Raw genomic sequence first — 18079 nt, 5'->3', positions numbered from 1 at the left:
GGGACGAGGGCTCATGCGCCGGGCTCCAGCACGGCCAGGACCCGGATCATCGGCTCGCCCGAGGTCCGCAGCCGGGCAGCCGCCCCGGCCAGGCGGTCCGCCGCCTCGTCGCGGGTGGAGCGGGTGAAGCCCGGAAGCAGCTCCTGCCGCCAGTCGTTGACCTGCTTCTCGTACGCGTGCAGCGGGGCGTCGACCTCCCGGTCGGCGATCTCGCGCAGACCGTCGAGTTCGCGGCGGGTCACGGCCACCGCCTCCGGGACCAGCCGCTGAAGGTTCTCCAGGGGGCCCGGGGTGTAGTGGTCGGGCATGTCCGGGCCGATGCCCAGTTCGGCGAGCAGTTGCGGCGTGAGTTCCCGGACGCGCGGCTCCGGCCCGTCGAGCCGGTCGATCGCGCGCCAGGCGACCAGGGTCGGGCGGCCCTCGGCGTTGGACCACACGCCCTGGGTGAGGACCACCGGCGAGGAGGCGCGGGCGGGGTCGACCTGGAGGACCTGGGCCTGCTGACGGCCGAGCTGGACGAGCACCTTGTCGGTGATCCACTCGACGACGGGGTGGAGCTCGCCGACGTAGTGGGCGTCCGGCCACAGGGAGGTCGAGTTCGAGTCCTCCCGTGCTCTCTTGAGGGAGTCGGCCGCGTCCTCACGGCTGAAGGTCAGCTTCATCCGGCGGGCGATGTTCTGGTCGCGCAGATAGCCGGACGGCAGGACGTCGAGCCGGTCGGCCAGGTCCTCGGGGGTGTCGAAGCTCAGGTCGGTGCCGTGGAAGGTGGCGTCGAGACGGAGGGACTCCAGCCGGGCGAGCTCCTCAAGACCGGTGCGTACGTACAGGAGGCGGTTGCGCTCCGGTGCGGTGTCGAAGAGGCGCAGTTCGTCCACGGTCGGCACGCCCGGCTCCTCCGGAGCCGGTCCGCGGCCGTCCTGCGCCGGGACGGGCTCGTCCTGCGCGTCGGACCCGTAGTCATCCAGGTCCATGTCCAGATCGAAGTCGAAGTCGGCGTCGAAGCCCGTGCCCGGGCCCGCGCCGTCTTCGTCCGCCGGTGCGGGCCCGGTGCCGAACTCGCTCATCGTCCGCCGGGCGACGGGGAACTCCTCGCCGAGACCCCCGCCCCGGGCAAGGGCCTCCACATCGACGGCCTCCAGGTCTGCGACCGCCTCCTCCGGAGGAGCCTCCCGGAGCAGCGCCTCCATCACGCGGCGCTCCTCCTTGTCCCAGTCGTCCTCCCGTGTGGCGGCCTCCACCGCACCGAGCACCTCGTGGACCCGGGCCTCGCGGGCAAGGACCTTCTCCGCGACGGTCCGGTCGTCCAGGGCGCCCTCGACCTCGCTCCGCAGGATCAGCGCCCGGAACTCCGGGTTCTCCGTCTGCCCGTAACGGTCGATGCGGCCGTTGCGCTGCTCGACGCGGATCAGGCTCCAGGGAAGGTCCCAGTGGACGAGGTGGTGGCACTGACGGTGCAGGTTGACACCCTCGGAGGCGCCGTCGCCGGTCAGCAGCAGCCGTACGTCGCTGCCGGCCCGCGCGAACTCGTCCACGTAATCCATCTGGACCGTGTCCGAGACCTCGCTGTGCATCACCTTGACGGCTGCCTCGCCGTCCTCATGCTTCTTCCAGCCCAGCAGCGCGGGCAGCACCGTCCCGAGCCAGTTGAGGGTCTCGCGGCGCTCGGAAAACACGACCGCGCGGGTCCGGCCGCCCGGACCGACCCCGATCTTCCGGAGGTAGGAGACGAGGGCGGCGAGCTTGGCCGTGGCTGTGGGACCGGGTCCGGCCGTCGAAGCCCGCTCGATCTCGCGGGCGAGCTCCGTCAGCCGCACCAGCGAGGCGACCTCCGGCACCGGCGAGTGCGCCTCGGCGCCGGTCAGCGGCGGATCGGTGACGTGCTTGTGGCTCTCGGGGAGGGCGTACCCCAGGCTCGACAGCTTCTTGCGGGCCGTCGCGAACAGCGCCCGGTGCGAGGACAGGAAGGACTTCAGCAGCACGTACGGGAAGAGATGATCGGCCCCGTGCGGGTCCGGGCTCCCGAGCCAGCTCGCGGTCAGTTCGGCGAAGACGCGCTCCTCCACCTCGCCCGCCGCGCACGGGATCGGCTCCGACGCGCCGCGAGGCGCCCAGGAGTCGTGCAACGCCTTGGCCACCTCCGTGCTCACCTTCGTACGGCGCAGCATGAGGTGGTGCAGCTCCGACGCCTTCGGGTGCTGCTCGTCCGTGACCGCCATCGGGTCCAGCAGCCGGACCAGACCGGTGAAGTCCCGCATCACACCGTTGTGCGGGGTGGCGCTCGCGAGGACCAGCGCGTCCGTCTGCTTCGCGAGCAGCTCGGCCAGCACGCGGCGGTCGCTGCCCCGGTTGATCAGGTTGTGGGATTCGTCGATCACGACGGCGTCCCACTCGATGCCCTGGAGCCAGGCCCCGTAACGCTTGGCGTTCTTCAGAGTGTCCATCGAGATGATGACGCGCTTGTAGTACGTGAACGGGTTCCGGCCGACGGGGATCTTCCGCTCGATCCGGGAGATGCCGACACTGTCCAGGCGGACGAGGGGCAGCGAGAAACGGGTCCACATCTCGTGCTGGAACTGCTCCAGGACCGGCGCCGGAGTGACCACGAGAATGCGCTCGCCGCGTCCCCGGCGGATCAGCTCGCCCAGCAGGATGCCGATCTCCAGGGTCTTGCCCAGGCCGACCACGTCACCGATCAGCAGGCGGGGCCGCAGCGGGTTCGCGAGAGCCTTCTCGGCCGGGCGCAGCTGATAGTCCATGCGATCCAGCAGGAAGCCCTCGGTGAGCGCGAGGCGGCGTTCGATCTGGGGGAGCGGCGTCTTGCGCAGCACGGCTTCCAGGAACAGCCGACTGAGGCGGAAGCTCTCGGACTCGTCGTGGACGAGCCTGGTGTTCTCGGGGCGCAGGACGCGCGGCATGCCGTCGAGCGAGGTCAGGAAGCGCGCCCGGTGCCCGCGCACCAGCTCGGAGGCGCCGGTGGCCTCGATCACGATCTCGCCGGCGGGGGTCCGGGCGCTGCTGCGGACCAGCCACTCCTCGTTCCGTACCTCGATCACCGTGCCCGCTGGAGGTGGGCCCGAGGAGAGTTCGGACGCTGCGTCGGGCATGGCGGGTGGTTCCTTTCGACGGGCCGGCGGGACGCGCACCGGACCCGGGCACGTACGAGGTTCTGTTCCTACCGGTGAGGAGGGGGGCGCGGGGCCCTTTTGAAGCCTAGACGGCCTGGGAACGCTGCTCGCGCCAGGCCCGGGAGGCGCCCGTGCGGCCGGTCAGAGGCGTCCGCTGTGCGCGTACGCCCTGCGGAGCCGCTCGGCGGCGTCCCGGGCGAGGCGCGGCACCACCTCGGACTCGGGCACCGCGTGCGGCTGCGGTGGTGCCAGGTCGTAGCTGGTCACCCCGGGCTGCGCCGGCACCGGCGCGACGGCTTCCGGAGCCGGCTGCGCCGCGGGGTCCACCACGGTCGGCACGTATCCGGCGGGACCGGGCGCGGGCTCGGCAGCCGGGGCGAGGGGCGCCGGGACCTGCGCCTCGGCCTCCAGGAACTCGTCGAACAGGTCGGGTGCCCATGGGCTGTCCGGAGCGCCCCCGTCGTCCACGGCCCGCTGGGCCGCCTGCCGGACCCCGGGGTCCGGCAGATCGGACAGCGCCCGCGCGGGGAGCTCGGGAATCAGCCCGGACTCCGCCACCAGGCTCCGCAACTGGTCCGCGGCGGCCTCCTCCGTCAGCCCGTGATCGATGAGCAGCTGGCGGAGGTCGCTCGCGATCTCGTCCAGGGACGGCCGCTGCTCCGCCGTATGCACGAGAATCCGGCCCAGCAGCGGCAGGCACGGCCCGTACACACCGTCCCACTTCGGGGCGGTGGGCATGGGACCGTACGGGTATGGCGGCCGCTTCGTGGCAGCGAAGAAGAGCACGGCCCCCAGCGAGTAGACGTCCGCCGGCTCCGTGACGTGCTTGGCGTCCCTCGCCTGCTCCAGAGACATGTAGGACGGCGTACCGAAGCCGGTACCCGTCTTCGTGAGAGCCGCGTCGCTGTCCCGCTCCGTGAGCACGGCGAGACCGAAGTCGAGCACGACGGGACCGTCCGGGCCGACGGCGATGTTGCCCGGCTTGAGGTCGCGGTGCAGGAGCCCCGCGCCGTGGATCGCGCGCAGCGCGTCGACCAGGGCGAGTCCGAGCGCCCCGTACGGTCCCACGGCCAGCGGGCCGCAGGCGTGGACGAGCTTGTGGAGGGTCGGGCCGTGGACGTAATCCATGGCCAGCCAGGGCTGTTCGGCCTCGGCATCGGCGCCGAGCAGCGCCGGGACCCGGGCGCTGGCGACCGTACGCATCGTCTCGATCTCCTGCGCGAACCGAGCCCTGGTCTCCTCCTCGGAGTGCTCGGAACTGTCCCGCAGCTTCGACGGCTTGATGACCTTCACCGCCGCCAGCACCGGCTGCGCCGACTCGTCCAGCTCCGTCAGGTGATACCCGGCCTCCAGCTCGGGACCCAGATGCTCCAGCGGGAGCCTGCGCCCGAGGTAGGTGCGGCCCATTCCGCCCTGGCCGAGCACGGCGAGCAGTTCGAACGGGCCGAGCAGCGCCGGATCCGTCTCCTCGTTCAGCTCGTACACGGCCGTGCCCCCACCCCTGTCGAACCTGATCGTGCTGTTGTCGGCGGTGCGGGCGGTCCCGGAGGAGCCGGACGCACGGGGAGGCCGCGTCCGGCCGACGGCGTACGCGGATGCGGACAGTCTAGGACGGGCGGCCGCGTCTTCTGCTGGGGCTGAAGCAGGTCAGGGAGGTGAGCGGCTGGATCGGACTGTACGCTGGCTGAGAACCGACGTGTGAGCCCCGCGCATGGGACGCCCCGCTGCGATCGGGGCAGGCAGCCTCGACACCCCTCATGGGTGTCGACGTGGGGGTTCCTTGTTGCTGCGTCCGTCGATTCGGTACCGCGGGCCGCGAGACGTCCGCGCGATGTTCTCGACGAGACCGCGTGACGCACGACGAGGCTCATCCTCATAACCCTTGAAAATCGGTTTAGTTGGATCCCGCTGCCGTGCATTCGCCCTTGTGGGGAACGCGGTTGGCCCTACGTTGTGGGGTGCCCGCGCGGTAGAAGTCTCATGCTGTTCCCATGCTCTGACCGCTTCCGCCGGGCAGTTGTACTCGGGCGTTAGCCTCGCGCTCTCACTAGTAGGGCTTGGCCAGGTCGGATGTGGTGGCGCGTGTCCTGTAGGCCCGGTGTGGCGTTGAGAGTGTGCGACTCCTGACGAAATCGCTCTCGTGCGTGGTGAGTTGGAGACGTTCGCGGCGGAGGTGTTCGAGCCGTTCGCGCGCAAGGACCAGCGCCGGTGAGGGGCGGCAGGGGTAGCCACAGATCCCCGCGTGCACAACGAGGTTCTTCGCGTCCGCCCGCACGATGAGCGGCTGGCCGGTCCGGTGGTGTACGCAGCGTCATCGCGGTTCACCTCGGTCGGCGGGTTGGGCACCGCAGTCCTGCAGCGACCCTCTGCGGCTGTGATCTCCAGGCGTACACAGAGATCCGCTCCGCCGCGCGCCAAGGCACGGCGGAGCTCCCGTCGGAGCGCATCGGCAGCATGCGCGACCGCGTTTCGGCGAGTTGATCGCCGGGCGGCGCGTCAGGCGCGCTGCCACCCGACGGGGTTGTTACTCTCCGTGCGCATGCCGGGAAACACGGACAGTCAGCGGAGACGGCAGGGAGCCGGAGCATCGCCATGAACGAACCCCCTTCCAGCAGCCCCGCCGTCGCGCACCGGTGGGTCTCACTGTTTGCGATCTGCACGGCCGCAGGGATGGTCTGGCTTGCGTTCGGCGACCTCGGTGTGGCGATTCCGCAGATCGCCGACGAGTTCAACGGCAACCTGTCGAGCTTGCAGTGGGCGAACAACGCCTTCAGCCTCGTCACCGGTGCCCTCGTGATCACCGCCGGCAAGTTCGGCGATCTCTTCGGCCGCCGCCTGATGCTTCAGGTGGGCACGGCGCTGCTTGCCGCCTTCTCCGTGCCTGCCGCGCTCGCGCCCGACATCGAATGGCTGGTCCTCAGCCGTGGTCTCATGGGCATCGGCGCTGCGCTGATTCTGCCGGCCTCGCTCGCGCTCATCCCGCCCGAGTTCTCCGGAAAGGCGGAAACCACCGCGTTCAGTATCTGGCAGGCGGTGGCCTGGGGCGGGCTGTCCGTCGGGCCCGCGCTCAGCGGGGTCATCACGGACGGCCTCGGCTGGCGCTGGCTGTTCTGGATCAACCTGCCGCTCGCTGTGATCACTCTCGTGGTCGTCCGGGTCACGACTCCGGAGTCCCGCGACGAGAAGGCCGGTCACACGGTCGATTGGCTGGGGCTGGCATCCATCGTCCTTGCGGTGTTCGCACTGTTGTACGCGCTCACCGAAGGACCGAGCGTGGGATGGGGCAGCCCGCTGATCGTGGCGCTGTTCGTGGCAACCGTGGTGCTGTCGGTCGTGTGGTGGTTCGTCGAACGCCATGTGAGCCAGCCGCTCGTGGACCTGAAGCTGTTCAGGATCCGGGCCTACAACGGCGCGCTCGCGGCCAACCTCACGATGAACTTCACCTTCGCCGGGATGAGCTTCCTCCTCGTGCTCTGGCTGGAGAACGCACGCGGCTACAGCGCGGTGGAGTCCGGGGTGCTGATGCTGCCCGCCACCCTCGGGGTCTTCCTCTTCATTCCGCTCGGCGGCAGGCTCGCGATCCGGCGGGGCGGACGGCTTCCCGCGGTGGTGGGGCTCGTCGTGGCTTGCGCCGGACTGGCTCTGCTCGGTTCTCTCGGTACGCGCAGTTCGACGGAGTACCTCGCTGTCGCACTCATCGTCATCGGGCTCGGTCTGGGGTTGGTGAGCACCCCGGTGGCCAATACGACCGTCGGAGAGGTCCCGATCGACCTTGCGGGCACCGCTGCCGGTGTGTTCAAGATGTCCAGCATGCTCGGCGGCGCCCTCGGGGTCGCCGTCCTCACCGCGGTGGCCAGAGGGCTCACGACGAGAGACGCGGCCTCGGTCGTCGAGGCGTCGGGGCTGACTCCGGCGGAGATCTCCCAGTTCCGCCAGGCATTGGTGAACTCCTCGTCCTTCCGGGAAGCGATCGCCTCACTGCCGCCCGACCTCGGGCGCACCGTGGAGCAGGCAGCCGTCTCGGCGTTCTCATCCGGTGTCGCCGACACGATGGCGGTCACGGCCGTCCTCACCTTCGTCGGGACGGCGGCCGTATTCCTCCTGTGGCCCCGCCGAAGCAAAGCCGACGCCACCGTCGCCGGGCCCGGACCGGAAGACCGGCCAGACCGGTAGGGCGCTCCCCTGGACCCCGCCATGACCAGGAACCGACGCATCAGCCTCGACCAGCTCAGTGCCATCTCCGCGGCGCTGGGCAAATCTCTCGACGAGCTCGTCGAGTCTCCGGATGACTCCGGTGTCGTCATCCGACCGGACCGCGACGAGACCCGCGGCCTGACCACCTGGCTCCTCACCAAGGGCAATGGCCCTCAAGGGCTGACCGTCGGCAAGATGCGCATCACCGACCAGGCGGGCAGCGTCACTTCTGACGACATGGGTGTCCATCCCGGCAGGGACCGGTTCACCGTTCTGTCCGGCACCGTCGTCCTCCACCTCGGCGCACGCGTCATCCGCGTCGAGACCGTTAGGCCGCCTCATTCTCCACCATGACCCCCCACCCCCTCCGCAGCGACCGCGGCCCCGCCGAGATCCTGACAATCCTCGACCACAACGGCGAACGCAGTCATCCGCGTAGGTCCGTCAGGCGGAATACTCTGTTCGTATGAGCGAACGAGGAATGCAGGAGCTGGCTCTGCTGCTGCTGACGGCGCTGGCAAATGCCCCTCGGCACGGGTATGCCATCGCCCAGGAGGTCAAGACAATCACCGACGGCCGCGTAACGCCGCGTACCGGGGCACTTTACGGGGCGCTGGACAGGCTTCTGGCGGAGGGGTTGATCTTGGTGGAGCGTGAGGAGGTGGTGGACGGTCGGGCTCGTCGCGTCTTCTCTCTCGCTCCCGCAGGGCGGGAGCGGCTGGAGGCCGAGGCGGAGCGGCTGGCCGCGACCGCCCGGGAGGTCAGGCGGCGTCTGGCCGGCGGCGCGGCGGCGCCAGCGTGAGCGATCCCCTCGTCCGTCTGTATCCGGCTGCGTACCGGGCGGCTTACGGGCAGGAAATCATCGACGTACACCGGGAGATGACGGCGGACATGGCGCGTCCGGCCCGGCTGCGTGCGAATGCCGACCTGGCCGCGCACGCCCTACGGGTTCGGCTGGGGCTTGACTCGGCGTCGCCTGCGGGGCGTTTCTTCGCCCTGGCTGCCCCGTTCGCGCTGGCGGCCGGTGCGGTGGAGGGCGCGCTGCATCTGACGCGCTGGTACGCCGGGCTTGTTCTCTCGCCGGCCCCGGTATGGGTACAGCTCTCCACTGTGGATGGTGCGTGGGGCCTGTACATGCTGCTCTCACTGCTGGTGTGCGTCGGCGCGGTCATCGCCTTGACCGGCCGGTGGGGGCCGGGTGTGGGGGTGGCCGTGTGCGGGCTGCTGGGGACGGCCGTGCAGTGGGCCGCCGGCGCTCGCGTGTACGGCGAGGGGGCCATCGCTCCGGTCGCGGTGTTGCTGACCGTCGCCGTCGTCCTCGCCTGCCCTCCGGATCGACGCGGTGACAGGCAGCTGTCGGCGACGGCCGGAGCCATGGCTGCCGCGGCTTGGTTTCCCGTCGTCGTCGTGAATGCAGGGACCTATACAGGGGCCTTCGGTGTGACCACGGACTACGGCGCCTGGCCGATGCTGGTCCTCGCCTTCACGGGGGCCGTCCTCGCCCTGCGCGCGCGTTCCTCGGGTTTGCGTGAGACGGGCGCGATGGCCGCGGCCTCTCCGTCGCTGGTCGCCTACTCCTACGCGACTGCCTGGGGCGATCCCTGGCCCGTCCTCGGCATCCTTCTCCTGCTGCCGGTGGTGGCCGCGTTCACCTCGTTCTTCCAGGCAGTGCGCCGCCGACGCTGACCCCGCCTCTACTTTCCGGCCGGCCGGACGCCAACGGGCGGCCGGCTTTGCCGTCCCGACCATGTGCCTTGCCTGACGGCTTCCCTTCCGGCAGCACACCGTGCCCGAGCACGTTGCGATAGTCCGTTGAGATGAATACTCTGTTTGAGGTTCTATCCGGGAGTGTTGTCCGGGCTGGCCGTGCAATCTCGGGCACCCCCGTCGAAAGGGTGCCCGCAGCGAGACGTGCAGTGACCCCCGCCCGGTCCCTTCCGAGCAGAGAAGAGCATCGCGTTGCCGTTCACCTTGTCCCACCCCGCAGCAGTGCTGCCGCTGATGCGTCGGCCCTTCGTTCCGGCGGCTCTGGTCGCGGGCGCCACGGCACCCGACGTCCCGTACTTCATGGACGCCCTCGGCATGTCCGAGACCAGCCCTCAGGACTGGTACGGGCCGCTCCTCAACGCCACGCAGACCCACTCGCTCAGCGTTGGTCTGGTGGTCAGTCTGCCCCTTGCCATCGGCCTGGTCGCCGCCTACCGGATGCTGCGCGCGCCGATCACAGCACTGCTCCCATCCGGCCTCCACCTTCCGGAACCCGAGCGGACAACCGGCCTGCCGGCCAAGGCCCGCTACACCATGTGGCTACTGGTCTCCGCCCTGATAGGTATCGCCTCCCACCTCGCGTGGGACTCCTTCACCCACGGCGACGGCTTCCTGGTCGCCCACGTGCAGTTGCTGCGCGCCTCGACCCTGGGAGGCCTGACGGCCGCCCGGCTGCTGCAGTACGCGAGCACCGCCTTCGGCCTGGCAGCCGTCGGCTGGCATCTTTGGCGGCGTCGTAACCGTCTGCGCACCCACGTCGGCACCGACACCGTTGCCCGCCTGTGTCCCGTCATGCGGTGGAGCGTGGTGACTCTGCTGGTTGCGGCGCCCGTGCTGGGCGGGGCCGTCAACAGCCGTGACGACTTCAATGCCTACCGCTATGCGACCGAAGTGGACTACAGCCAACCGACTACCGTCGACCTGGGCGACGGCGCGAGCGAGACCACCTATCCCTCCAAGAGGGTCCAAGCTCCGTGGGGGACCCTCACCGAAGGCGTGTTGACCGGAGCCGCCAAGAGAGCGGGCGCTTCGTTCACGGTCGCACTGCTGCTGTACTCCGCCACCTGGCGAATCGGCGCCATCTGGCGCCGGCCGGCGACGGTGTCCAGCTCCGCCTCCTCGCCGCAACCGACTCGGAACGGGAAGTGACAGCGCTCGGCGGACGGATATCCGCGCCCTGTCCGCCGAGGTGGCCTGCTTCGCCTGCGGGAGTCACCACATCCGGCGGACGGCCTTACTATCCCGGATCTGCGGCGATCTCGACGTACGGCTCGAGATGAAGGCAGTACCCCAGAGGTCGAGGCGGGCGAGCGTAGTTTTTGGACTGGGGCCCCCTTCGGCTGCGCGAGCGCGGGGACCCGGGATCACCTTGGGAGCCGGGTCAAGGCACCGGCCCGTGGCCTGCAACACATGATTGCCGCAGGCCGCGGGCCTGTCGCTTGACGACGCTCTGCGGGTTCTTGACCTGTCAGTTCAGAAGAGGTCGAGCTCTGCAGACTCGACTGCACCCAGTAGTCGGCATTCTCCGGTCTTTCCGTCAACGCGCAGGTAGCCCGTACCCACAGCTATGTCCCGGGGGTCTCCGTCACGGAGATAGGCAGCTGACTGGCAGTCGAAATAGAAGTCGCCTCCCACTTGGGCGCTTTCCCCTTCGACGAGCGCGAGGGCCATGCCTTCGTGGCTGACCTGCTGCTCCAGGAAGTTCTGGGCCAGCACGGCAGCGTCTTCGACGTTCAGCATCAGTCTGTCCTCAGGAGAGAGAAGTTCCGCCATGGCGAGAGGCTGGCATGTCCCGCTCTGCGCTTCGACGATTCACAGACCACATGTCCGTGACGCTGGGTGACTGGTCGGTGCCGTTCAGTGGGTCGGGCACTAAAAAATTCTGAATGTGAGCAGGCGGGCGCCATGGTCGCCGTAGCCTGCGGGTCGGACGTTCGTGGTCAGCGGGGCCGTGGGGCGAGTTCGAGGGCGGTGAGCCAGCGGTCGAGTGCGTCGACGGCGTCCTCGTCGACCGCGCCGCTGATCCATGCCTGCGCCCGTTCCCAGGCGGGCTGGGCGTCGGCCAGTGCCTGGTGGCCGGTGTCGGTCACGACGACACGGGTCGTTCGCCCGGTCGCCGAGATCTCTGCGGCGCGGACGTAACCGAGTTGGGCGAGCAGGTCAAGGTTCCGGCTGATCGTGGAGCGTTCGATGCCGAGCCAGCCGGCGATCTCCGACGGGCGGACGGGTTCGCCGGAGACGGCCATCTCGGAGAGCACTTCGACCTGCGGCAGGGTGAGTCCCGACTCCCGCAACTCCGCCTCGAAGCGCCGCGAGACGAGCCGGTGCAGCCGCGCGATGCGCCTGCCGAGACACCGGTCCGCCATCCACAGGGCTTGCCGCTTCTGCTCTTCCGACCCATGGTGTTGCATACGCACCTCCTTGTGTACTGTAGCCGACGTACTCAGTGTTGCAGATACACCACATGGAGGAATCGTGTCGGACTTCAACGAGTTCTTGAAGCGCAACCAGGTTTTCGCGACGAACGTCGACCTCGCCCGGCTGGCGATGCCGGAATCGATGCCGGAGCGGCTGCCGCTGGTACTGGTCTGCGCCGATCCGCGAGTCGAGCCCGCGGGCTTCCTCGGGATCGGAACCGGGGACGCGGGCGTGCTACGGAACACGGGCGGACGGGTGGACGGCCGAGTGATCGAGGACATCGCGTATCTGGCGGTGCGGCTGGGGGTCAGGATGGACGTCGCGATCGTGCATCACACGCAGTGCGGCACCGGCCTGCTCGCCGACCCGGCGTTCCGCCGCTCGTTCGCAGACCGCACCGGAGGCGACGACGTCGTGCTCGCCGAGCGCGCGGTCACGGACCCGGTCGCGACCGTGCGGCGCGACGTCGAGAAGCTCCTCGCCGACCCGCTGATGACCGGCGAGGTCCTCGCGTCCGTGTCGGGATACGTGCTGCGGCTGGAGACCGGGCTCGTCGAGACCGTCGTCGAACACGTCATCGAGACCGCCACCGAACCCGTTGCGCCGGCCGGCAGGTAGCCGAGCGGGGGGCGAGCGCCGACCGGGAGGCGAGCGCCGACCGGGTCAGTCGAGGATCGTCGCCGCCTGCCAGGCGCCTGGGCGCAGGCCCGTCGCGTTCTGAAAGAAGAGCGAGAAGTTCGACGGGTCCGGGAACCCGAGTTCGCTCGCACATCGCGCCGCGGTGACGCGTTCGTGGGCCAGCAGGCGCTTCGCCTCGAGCACGATCCGTTCCACGATGTACGCCTTCGCGGTACGCCCGGTGACCTGCTGCACTGCCCGGGTCAGGGTGCGCGGGGCGAACCCGAGCGTCGCCGCGTAGTAACCGGCGTCGTGGTGGTTCCGGAAGTGCGCCTCGACACTTGAGCGGAACAGCTGGAACGTCGGGTTCGCCGAGCGCGCCTCGGAATGCGGGGGCTCGAGGCGGGTGATCAGTGCGGACAGCAGGATCTCGGGCAGCTCCGTCGACGGGTCCTTGGCCAGGGCTGCCGCCTCGAGGACAAGGTGCCTGCGCGCCGCGTCGATAAGCGGCCAGGCCTCGGCGGGCACCGGCCACCGGGCGACGAGATCGGGAGAGGCGACGAGCTCGCGCGTGCGGTGCGTCACCGGCGCGGTCGGGACGAAGAGCACCAGGTGTCCCGCGACGCGGGTGATGTCGTCCCAGCGGTGTACTGCGCCGGGCGGGATCCACACCGCGGTCCGCGCCGAGAGCGGGTGGGAGACGAAGTCGACCGTGACCGTGCCGTCCCCTTCATCGACGAGAGCGAGGACATGGAAATCGGCTCGTTGCGTGCCGCGGTCGTTGATCTCCCGGAGCCGTTCGAACGTCATCACCTCGACCGACGAGGCCCCGCGCTCGACGGGCTGATAGGTCATGTGCCGGATCGTTGCCACGAGTCCAGTTTTCACCATCGGCCGTCCAGTCGTGCCGATGTCTCGTTCCGCGCTCGGCGGTCCAATGGAACCACGGCAAAACCAGCCGCAAAGCGAGACCGAAGGATCCCCGCATGACCAGCACACAGCACCTTTCCCTACCCGCGTACGACCATCGCAGGGGCACGGGTCCGACCTTGGTCTTCCTGCACTACTGGGGCGGGTCCGCCCGCACCTGGGACCTGGTCGTGGACCGTCTGCCGGGCCGCGACACGCTCGCGGTCGACTTTCGCGGGTGGAGTCGTTCGAACACGCTCCCCGGGCCCTGCACGCTCCGCCAACTCGCCGATGACACCGTAGCCGTACTCGCCGACGCCGGAATCGACGACTACGTCCTCGTCGGGCACTCCATGGGCGGCAAGGTGGCGCAACTCGTCGCCGCGACGCGACCCGCCGGTCTGCGGGGGGTGGTCCTCGTCGGATCCGGACCGGCCAGGCCGGCCGCGGAGATCACCGCCGAGTACCGCGAGTTCCTCTCCCATGCCTACGACACCGAGGAGTCCGTCGCGGGCGCGAGGGACACCGTCCTGACCGCCCACCGACCTTCCGGCACGGGTCAAGGCCCAGATCGGCGCGGACTCCCGGGCCGGCGCCGAGGCGGCGCGCACGGAATGGCCGCTGCACGGCATCGCCGAGGACATCACCGAAAACGCCCGCATGATCAGCGTCCCGGCCCTCGTCATCGCCGGCGAAAACGACCGTGTCGAACCTGCCGACGTGCTGCGCCGCAACCTCCTCCCCTACCTCTCCGGAGCGGAGTTCGCGGTGATTGCGAACACCGGGCACCTCATCCCGCTCGAAGCCCCCGACGAACTCGTCGACGCGATCACCGCGTTCGCACCCGCGGCCTGACCCGCCTCTGCCCCAGATCTTCCCCAAAACGGCTCCGCACCATAGAAGTTGCCCATCGGGCAGCCGTCACCGTTCCATCCACGCGAAAGGCACGACCATGACCGACACGACCACGACCGATGCCAAATCCACCATCGTCCTCGTCCACGGCGCGTTCGCGGACGCGTCCGGCTACAGCGGACTGATCTCCGGCCTCGAAGCCGACGGCTTCACCGTCGTCGCCCCGCCCAACCCGCTGCGCGGTCTCGCGTCCGACGCGGCGTCCATCAAAACCCGCGTCGCGGCCATCGACGGCCCCGTCGTCCTCGTCGGCCACTCCTACGCCGGCGCCGTCATCAGCCACGCCGCCGACGGCCTCGACAACGTGATCGGACTGGTCTACCTGGCCGCTTTCGGCCTCGATGTCGGCGAAAGCTGCCTCAGCGCACAGGACGGGTACGCGCCGTCGCTGCTCGCCACCGAGAACGCGCCCACCCCGTACGACGCTCCCGGCGCCCCGGGCGGCCCCGATCTCTACATCAACCTCGGCCGGTTCCGCGAGGTGTTCTGCGGTGACTCCTCCGACGAGCTGGCCCGCGCGATGTACGCGACGCAGCGGCCGCTGTCCGCATTCGCGTTCACCGAGGCCGCCACCGTCCGGGGATGGGACCGGAAGCCGACCTGGTACCTCGTCTCCAACGACGACAACTCCATCCCGCCGCAGCTGCAGCGGGACATGGCCGACCGGATGCACGCGCACACCGAGGACATCGACGCCTCCCACACGGCCTTCGTCGCACATCCCAAGCGCGTCGCCGACTTCGTCGAGCGCGCCGCCAAGGACTTCGCAGAGCGCGTCTGACCCGCCGGGGGGCCGCGCGCCCCCACCCTCACCTCCGGCGAACCGCACCACTCCACCAGCCGCACCGGTGGCGACCGCACATCCCCGGCAGGGCGATCCGCCGCCGCTCCACGTGCCGTGCGCAGCACCTCCAAGGCCCGGCACGCCTCAGCGCGTCGCCGAGAGACCGAACCGATCGAGGCGCCGCGCCAATCGGTCCTGCACCGGGACAACCGGACGAAAGACACACATCATGACCGCAGATGCAGGCTTGTCCGTCTTCGAGCAGCTCGACCTGCCCGACCTGCCCGACACGAGCCTCACCCGGGACACCTACGCCGGTTGTTGAGTTTCACCGCGATGGCATCAAGGTCGCCCTGACTGAACGCCGCAAGGTTCGTACCTTTCGGCAGGTACTGCCGGAGGAGCTTGTTCGTGTTCTCGTTGGTACCGCGCTGCCAGGGGCTGCGCGGGGCAGCGAAGAACACGTCGACACCGGTGTCAGCGCTGAGACGCTTGTGGGCTGCCAATTCCATGCCGCGATCCCAGGTCAGCGCGCCGCGTAGTCGAGAGTCCATGCGCGTGTATGTCTCGGCCAGAGCTGGAACGACCACGTTGGTGTGGCGGCTGGCGAGTTTCACGACCGTGAGGAACCGCGTCTTCCGGTCGACCAGTGTGGCGACCTGGCTGTTGTTCGAGCCGATCACCAGATCGCCTTCCAGGTGCCCGAGCTCGCTGCGGTCCTCCGCGGCCTGAGGGCGCTCCTCGATCGGCCGGGCATCGGTGATCTGCGAGCGCCATTGCCCCTTCACCGCCGAGACCCGGATGCCGATCTATCTCTGCAAGCCGCGCAGCCCGTGGCAGCGCGGCACCAATGAGAACACCAACCGACTGCTACGGCAGTACCTCCCCAAGGGAGCTGACCGATTTCCCTCTGCGGGGATGGATGGCAGTGCACTGCCATCCATCCCCGCACCCGTTATTCTTTTCTGGCAGAGGGGAATGCTCCCTGTCCAGGCGGAGCAGCCGTGTCGATGACTGTCTGGAGGTCGAAGACGAGAACCAGCCAGTACCGTCGCAGAGCCGCGAGTTCGTGGAAGATCTGTCGGGAGATGACTGCTTCCCGCTCCGTCGAGCTGTTGGATTCCCGCACAGTCAGAACGACTTGGTAGCGCTCGAATGGGATGCCTTTGTCCTCCTCGTACTCATGCTCCATTTCTAGTTCAAGTGTTGCGTCGCTCAGGCTTACGACGTAATCCGCGGGCACGTTCACGGCTCGCCGCAGCCTCCCGCCACAAGCCAGTGCCACGTCTGCGACGAGAGCTTCCACAGGGTGACCGGGGTGGATGAAGATGCTGTGGTGGGAGGTCACAGTTCAGCTCCCTCAGGGGTAGGTGATGTCGTAGCCGTCGCCGACTATGCGGATGAAGTCCATCCGTCCGGGCGGATTGTTGCGCAGGAACTTACCCAGCCCCTCTTGTGCTGCTGACTCACTCAGTCCGCTCGCGCGTGCGTCGCACCGCCGCCTGGCCCGCGAGTACGACCACCGGCCCGACACCTCCGCCTCGCGCGTCTACTGGGCCTCCATCGCGAACATGACCCGCCGCCTCACCACGCCGAGCCCGCCCTGGCGCGACACCCTCGAGCTGGCCGCGTGAACATCACCGAGCTCTTGGCCGGCCTGCAGGCCCAGTACGACCAGACCGCGACTCGGGCCAATGAACTACGCGGCCAGATCGAGCACCTGACCACCGCCCTGGCCGACACGGAAGCACGGCTCACGGACCTGGCCACCACCGGAAAGGTCATCGCGGAACTCGCATCGTCCCAGGACGACACCGAACCGCCCGAGAACAAGAGCGCCTACCAGGCCATCGTGAACGCCTTCAACCAACACCCCGACCAGAAATTCCGGGCCCGTGAGCTGCACGAACTCCTCCGCATGCCCACCGACGAAGCAGCCGTCAACGTCACTCGCGCCCGACTCGGACGCCTCCTCCGCCAAGGCTTCCTCACCCAACCCGGACGAGGCCGCTACCAGAAACGAACTTAACGACCTCTCAGATGTGACACACCTGAAGGACGATCAAGGACAGCCGGACGGTTGCCGATCCCACCGCACAGTAGGCGTACTGAAATGAAACGCGCGCTACTGAAATCTTCCGCACGGTCCGACAACACTGGCCGCGCAAAGCGTCAGCGCAAGTCTTTACAACTGGCATTATGCGCTGGTGACTTGGACAATACGAGACTCGGGCGCACAGGTCGAGAGACAGCGACGACGCAGGGCTGCACGCGAACTTGAGCAGCTTCGGCGGGATTTGCGGCAGATCGGAATCGACCCGGCCGTCGCGCCCCGCGTGCGCGACGCGGTGCGGATCTGGCACGCGTGCGATGGGCCGTCCCGGCCCCGGCGAACCCCGTCACCCGTGACGATTTGCATGGTTCTGCTCGGAGTTCTGTGGTCGGTGCGCAACCTGTGGGAAGCAGTGAGCCTTTTCAGTGTGGCCACCGATCGGGTGACTGGGCTGCTGGCGGACGCAGGGTCGAAACGGACGAGGCTCCCGTACCGTTGGGGAAGATGTTCGAAGTCTCAACCCATCGGCGCAGGAGCCTCGTTGGTTCCCTATCCTGCCGCACTGGATCTGCCTCACGCCCTGGTCGAGTGGGTCACGATGCTCATCGTCACCCGCGAAGGCGACCGCCGCTGCAAGCTCCCGCCGCACCAGCGTGCGCTCGTCGCGCTCGTGTACCTGCATCGTCACGACACCCTCGCCCACATCGCCGCCGGCTTCGGGATATCCGTCGGCACCGCCCACGCCTACGTCACCTCGGTCGCAGGTATGCTCGCCGACCGCGCTCCTGGCCTACTGAAAACACTGCGCGAGGAAGACCCTGAATTTGTACTCCTGGACGGGACCCTCGCCGAATGCGACCGCGTCGGTGACAGTCGCGCCGACTACTCGGCCAAGCACCGCCGCCACGGGGTGAACGTCCAAGTCGTCACCGACCCCAGTGGCAGGGTCCTGTGGATCTCACCCGCCCTGCCGGGGCGGACCCACGACCTGACCGCGGCCCGCACCCACCGCATTATCCGAATCTGCGAGCGACAAGGTGTCCCCGTCCTGGCCGACCGCGCCTACCAAGGCGCCGGCCCCTGGGTCACCACCGGGATCAGGCGACCGCCCGGCGGGGAACTCACCCCTACCCAGCGCACCGTCAACTGCGCCCTCGCCCAAGCCCGAGCTCCAGTCGAACGCGGCATGGCACGCCTGAAGACCTGGCAGATCTTCCGACGATCCCGCATCAGCCCCAACCGCATGACCGTCATCACCAGAGCCGTACTCACGCTGGAGAGGCAACGCTGAGAAGG

General features: G+C 69.0%; 18 protein-coding genes and 2 pseudogenes. 13 read left to right on the top strand and 7 right to left on the bottom strand.

The features are described 5' to 3' along the window. Positions 1–11: 11 nt before the first annotated feature. Positions 12–3104, bottom strand: coding sequence for a DEAD/DEAH box helicase (locus tag ACH4VO_RS11195; protein ID WP_360991569.1), 3093 nt, complete (start codon positions 3102–3104; stop codon positions 12–14). A gap of 162 nt (positions 3105–3266) precedes the next feature. After that, complete coding sequence (locus ACH4VO_RS11190; protein ID WP_360991566.1) at positions 3267–4610, bottom strand: serine/threonine-protein kinase; 1344 nt, start codon at positions 4608–4610, stop codon at positions 3267–3269. Positions 4611–5717: 1107 nt separating this feature from the next. Here ACH4VO_RS11190 and ACH4VO_RS11185 point away from each other — a divergent pair. The 5 genes from ACH4VO_RS11185 to ACH4VO_RS11165 all read left to right on the top strand — a co-directional run bounded on the left by ACH4VO_RS11185 (position 5718) and on the right by ACH4VO_RS11165 (position 10235). Beyond that, a complete protein-coding gene (locus tag ACH4VO_RS11185) occupies positions 5718–7298 on the top strand; it encodes an MFS transporter (RefSeq protein ID WP_360991564.1) in 1581 nt (526 codons plus the stop codon). Positions 7299–7319: 21 nt separating this feature from the next. Then, complete coding sequence (locus tag ACH4VO_RS11180) at positions 7320–7673, top strand: hypothetical protein (protein ID WP_360991561.1); 354 nt, start codon at positions 7320–7322, stop codon at positions 7671–7673. A gap of 112 nt (positions 7674–7785) precedes the next feature. Beyond that, entirely contained in the window at positions 7786–8121 is a 336-nt protein-coding gene (locus ACH4VO_RS11175; protein WP_360991558.1) for a PadR family transcriptional regulator, read from the top strand. Next, positions 8118–9005, top strand: coding sequence for a hypothetical protein (locus ACH4VO_RS11170; protein WP_360991555.1), 888 nt, complete (start codon positions 8118–8120; stop codon positions 9003–9005). Before ACH4VO_RS11175 ends, ACH4VO_RS11170 begins: the two co-directional genes overlap by 4 nt. A gap of 273 nt (positions 9006–9278) precedes the next feature. Next, on the top strand, positions 9279–10235 hold the full coding sequence (locus tag ACH4VO_RS11165; protein WP_360991552.1) for a DUF4184 family protein: 957 nt from the start codon (positions 9279–9281) through the stop codon (positions 10233–10235). A 324-nt stretch (positions 10236–10559) separates the two neighbouring features. On the opposite strand, the gene ACH4VO_RS11160 is transcribed toward ACH4VO_RS11165, so the two are convergent. Together ACH4VO_RS11160 and ACH4VO_RS11155 are read right to left on the bottom strand one after the other, a co-directional pair. After that, the gene (locus ACH4VO_RS11160; RefSeq protein ID WP_360991550.1) at positions 10560–10859 is read right to left on the bottom strand and encodes a hypothetical protein; all 300 of its coding nucleotides are present in this window, start codon (positions 10857–10859) and stop codon (positions 10560–10562) included. A 167-nt stretch (positions 10860–11026) separates the two neighbouring features. Next, a complete protein-coding gene (locus ACH4VO_RS11155) occupies positions 11027–11497 on the bottom strand; it encodes a MarR family winged helix-turn-helix transcriptional regulator (protein WP_360991547.1) in 471 nt (156 codons plus the stop codon). 64 nt (positions 11498–11561) lie between these two features. Here ACH4VO_RS11155 and ACH4VO_RS11150 point away from each other — a divergent pair, with 64 nt between their 5' ends. Then, on the top strand, positions 11562–12122 hold the full coding sequence (locus ACH4VO_RS11150) for a carbonic anhydrase (protein WP_360991545.1): 561 nt from the start codon (positions 11562–11564) through the stop codon (positions 12120–12122). Between the two features lie 45 nt (positions 12123–12167). Here the strand turns inward: ACH4VO_RS11150 and ACH4VO_RS11145 are convergent, their stop codons facing one another. Beyond that, positions 12168–13013, bottom strand: a complete 846-nt coding sequence (locus tag ACH4VO_RS11145; RefSeq protein WP_398440926.1) for a helix-turn-helix domain-containing protein — start codon at positions 13011–13013, stop codon at positions 12168–12170. Positions 13014–13108: 95 nt separating this feature from the next. Here ACH4VO_RS11145 and ACH4VO_RS11140 point away from each other — a divergent pair. The 3 genes and pseudogenes from ACH4VO_RS11140 to ACH4VO_RS11130 form a co-directional block, all read left to right on the top strand. Further along, positions 13109–13615: pseudogene (locus ACH4VO_RS11140) on the top strand (alpha/beta fold hydrolase); the annotation flags it as partial. Positions 13616–13691: 76 nt separating this feature from the next. Continuing rightward, positions 13692–13886, top strand: coding sequence for an alpha/beta hydrolase (locus ACH4VO_RS11135; RefSeq protein WP_360991787.1), 195 nt, complete (start codon positions 13692–13694; stop codon positions 13884–13886). Between the two features lie 97 nt (positions 13887–13983). Continuing rightward, entirely contained in the window at positions 13984–14727 is a 744-nt protein-coding gene (locus tag ACH4VO_RS11130) for an alpha/beta hydrolase (protein ID WP_360991539.1), read from the top strand. 299 nt (positions 14728–15026) lie between these two features. Here the strand turns inward: ACH4VO_RS11130 and ACH4VO_RS11125 are convergent, their stop codons facing one another. Further along, positions 15027–15518 carry an IS30 family transposase gene (locus ACH4VO_RS11125; RefSeq protein WP_360991536.1) on the bottom strand — a complete coding sequence of 164 codons (492 nt, stop codon included), beginning with the start codon at positions 15516–15518 and terminating at the stop codon, positions 15027–15029. A 7-nt stretch (positions 15519–15525) separates the two neighbouring features. Here ACH4VO_RS11125 and ACH4VO_RS11120 point away from each other — a divergent pair. Further along, a pseudogene (locus tag ACH4VO_RS11120) lies at positions 15526–15630 on the top strand (IS30 family transposase); the annotation flags it as partial. A 55-nt stretch (positions 15631–15685) separates the two neighbouring features. Here the strand turns inward: ACH4VO_RS11120 and ACH4VO_RS11115 are convergent. Continuing rightward, the gene (locus ACH4VO_RS11115) at positions 15686–16078 is read right to left on the bottom strand and encodes a hypothetical protein (protein WP_360991533.1); all 393 of its coding nucleotides are present in this window, start codon (positions 16076–16078) and stop codon (positions 15686–15688) included. A 52-nt stretch (positions 16079–16130) separates the two neighbouring features. Here ACH4VO_RS11115 and ACH4VO_RS11110 point away from each other — a divergent pair, with 52 nt between their 5' ends. The 3 genes from ACH4VO_RS11110 to ACH4VO_RS11100 all read left to right on the top strand — a co-directional run bounded on the left by ACH4VO_RS11110 (position 16131) and on the right by ACH4VO_RS11100 (position 18074). Then, a complete protein-coding gene (locus tag ACH4VO_RS11110; RefSeq protein WP_398440925.1) occupies positions 16131–16364 on the top strand; it encodes a hypothetical protein in 234 nt (77 codons plus the stop codon). After that, entirely contained in the window at positions 16361–16759 is a 399-nt protein-coding gene (locus ACH4VO_RS11105) for a hypothetical protein (RefSeq protein WP_360991530.1), read from the top strand. The genes ACH4VO_RS11110 and ACH4VO_RS11105 overlap by 4 nt, the downstream gene beginning before the upstream one ends. Positions 16760–17324: 565 nt before the next feature. Then, positions 17325–18074, top strand: a complete 750-nt coding sequence (locus tag ACH4VO_RS11100; protein ID WP_360991526.1) for a transposase family protein — start codon at positions 17325–17327, stop codon at positions 18072–18074. Positions 18075–18079: the final 5 nt, after the last annotated feature.

This window comes from Streptomyces sp. NPDC020780, from assembly GCF_044334475.1.
GTDB lineage: Bacteria > Actinomycetota > Actinomycetes > Streptomycetales > Streptomycetaceae > Streptomyces.
The sequence above is the reverse complement of the archived record's forward strand: the minus strand, read 5'-3'. Positions and strand labels throughout refer to the sequence as shown.

Bases quoted from the DNA above. Each gene is read 5' to 3' on its own strand.
- ACH4VO_RS11135 (WP_360991787.1), top strand. From the start codon at position 13,692: ATGATCAGCGTCCCGGCCCTCGTCATCGCCGGCGAAAACGACCGTGTC.
- ACH4VO_RS11180 (WP_360991561.1), top strand. From the start codon at position 7,320: ATGACCAGGAACCGACGCATCAGCCTCGACCAGCTCAGTGCCATCTCC.
- ACH4VO_RS11185 (WP_360991564.1), top strand. From the start codon at position 5,718: ATGAACGAACCCCCTTCCAGCAGCCCCGCCGTCGCGCACCGGTGGGTC.
- ACH4VO_RS11145 (WP_398440926.1), bottom strand. From the start codon at position 13,013: ATGGTGAAAACTGGACTCGTGGCAACGATCCGGCACATGACCTATCAG.
- ACH4VO_RS11175 (WP_360991558.1), top strand. From the start codon at position 7,786: ATGAGCGAACGAGGAATGCAGGAGCTGGCTCTGCTGCTGCTGACGGCG.
- ACH4VO_RS11155 (WP_360991547.1), bottom strand. From the start codon at position 11,497: ATGCAACACCATGGGTCGGAAGAGCAGAAGCGGCAAGCCCTGTGGATG.
- ACH4VO_RS11130 (WP_360991539.1), top strand. From the start codon at position 13,984: ATGACCGACACGACCACGACCGATGCCAAATCCACCATCGTCCTCGTC.
- ACH4VO_RS11195 (WP_360991569.1), bottom strand. From the start codon at position 3,104: ATGCCCGACGCAGCGTCCGAACTCTCCTCGGGCCCACCTCCAGCGGGC.
- ACH4VO_RS11110 (WP_398440925.1), top strand. From the start codon at position 16,131: ATGAAGTCCATCCGTCCGGGCGGATTGTTGCGCAGGAACTTACCCAGC.
- ACH4VO_RS11160 (WP_360991550.1), bottom strand. From the start codon at position 10,859: ATGGCGGAACTTCTCTCTCCTGAGGACAGACTGATGCTGAACGTCGAA.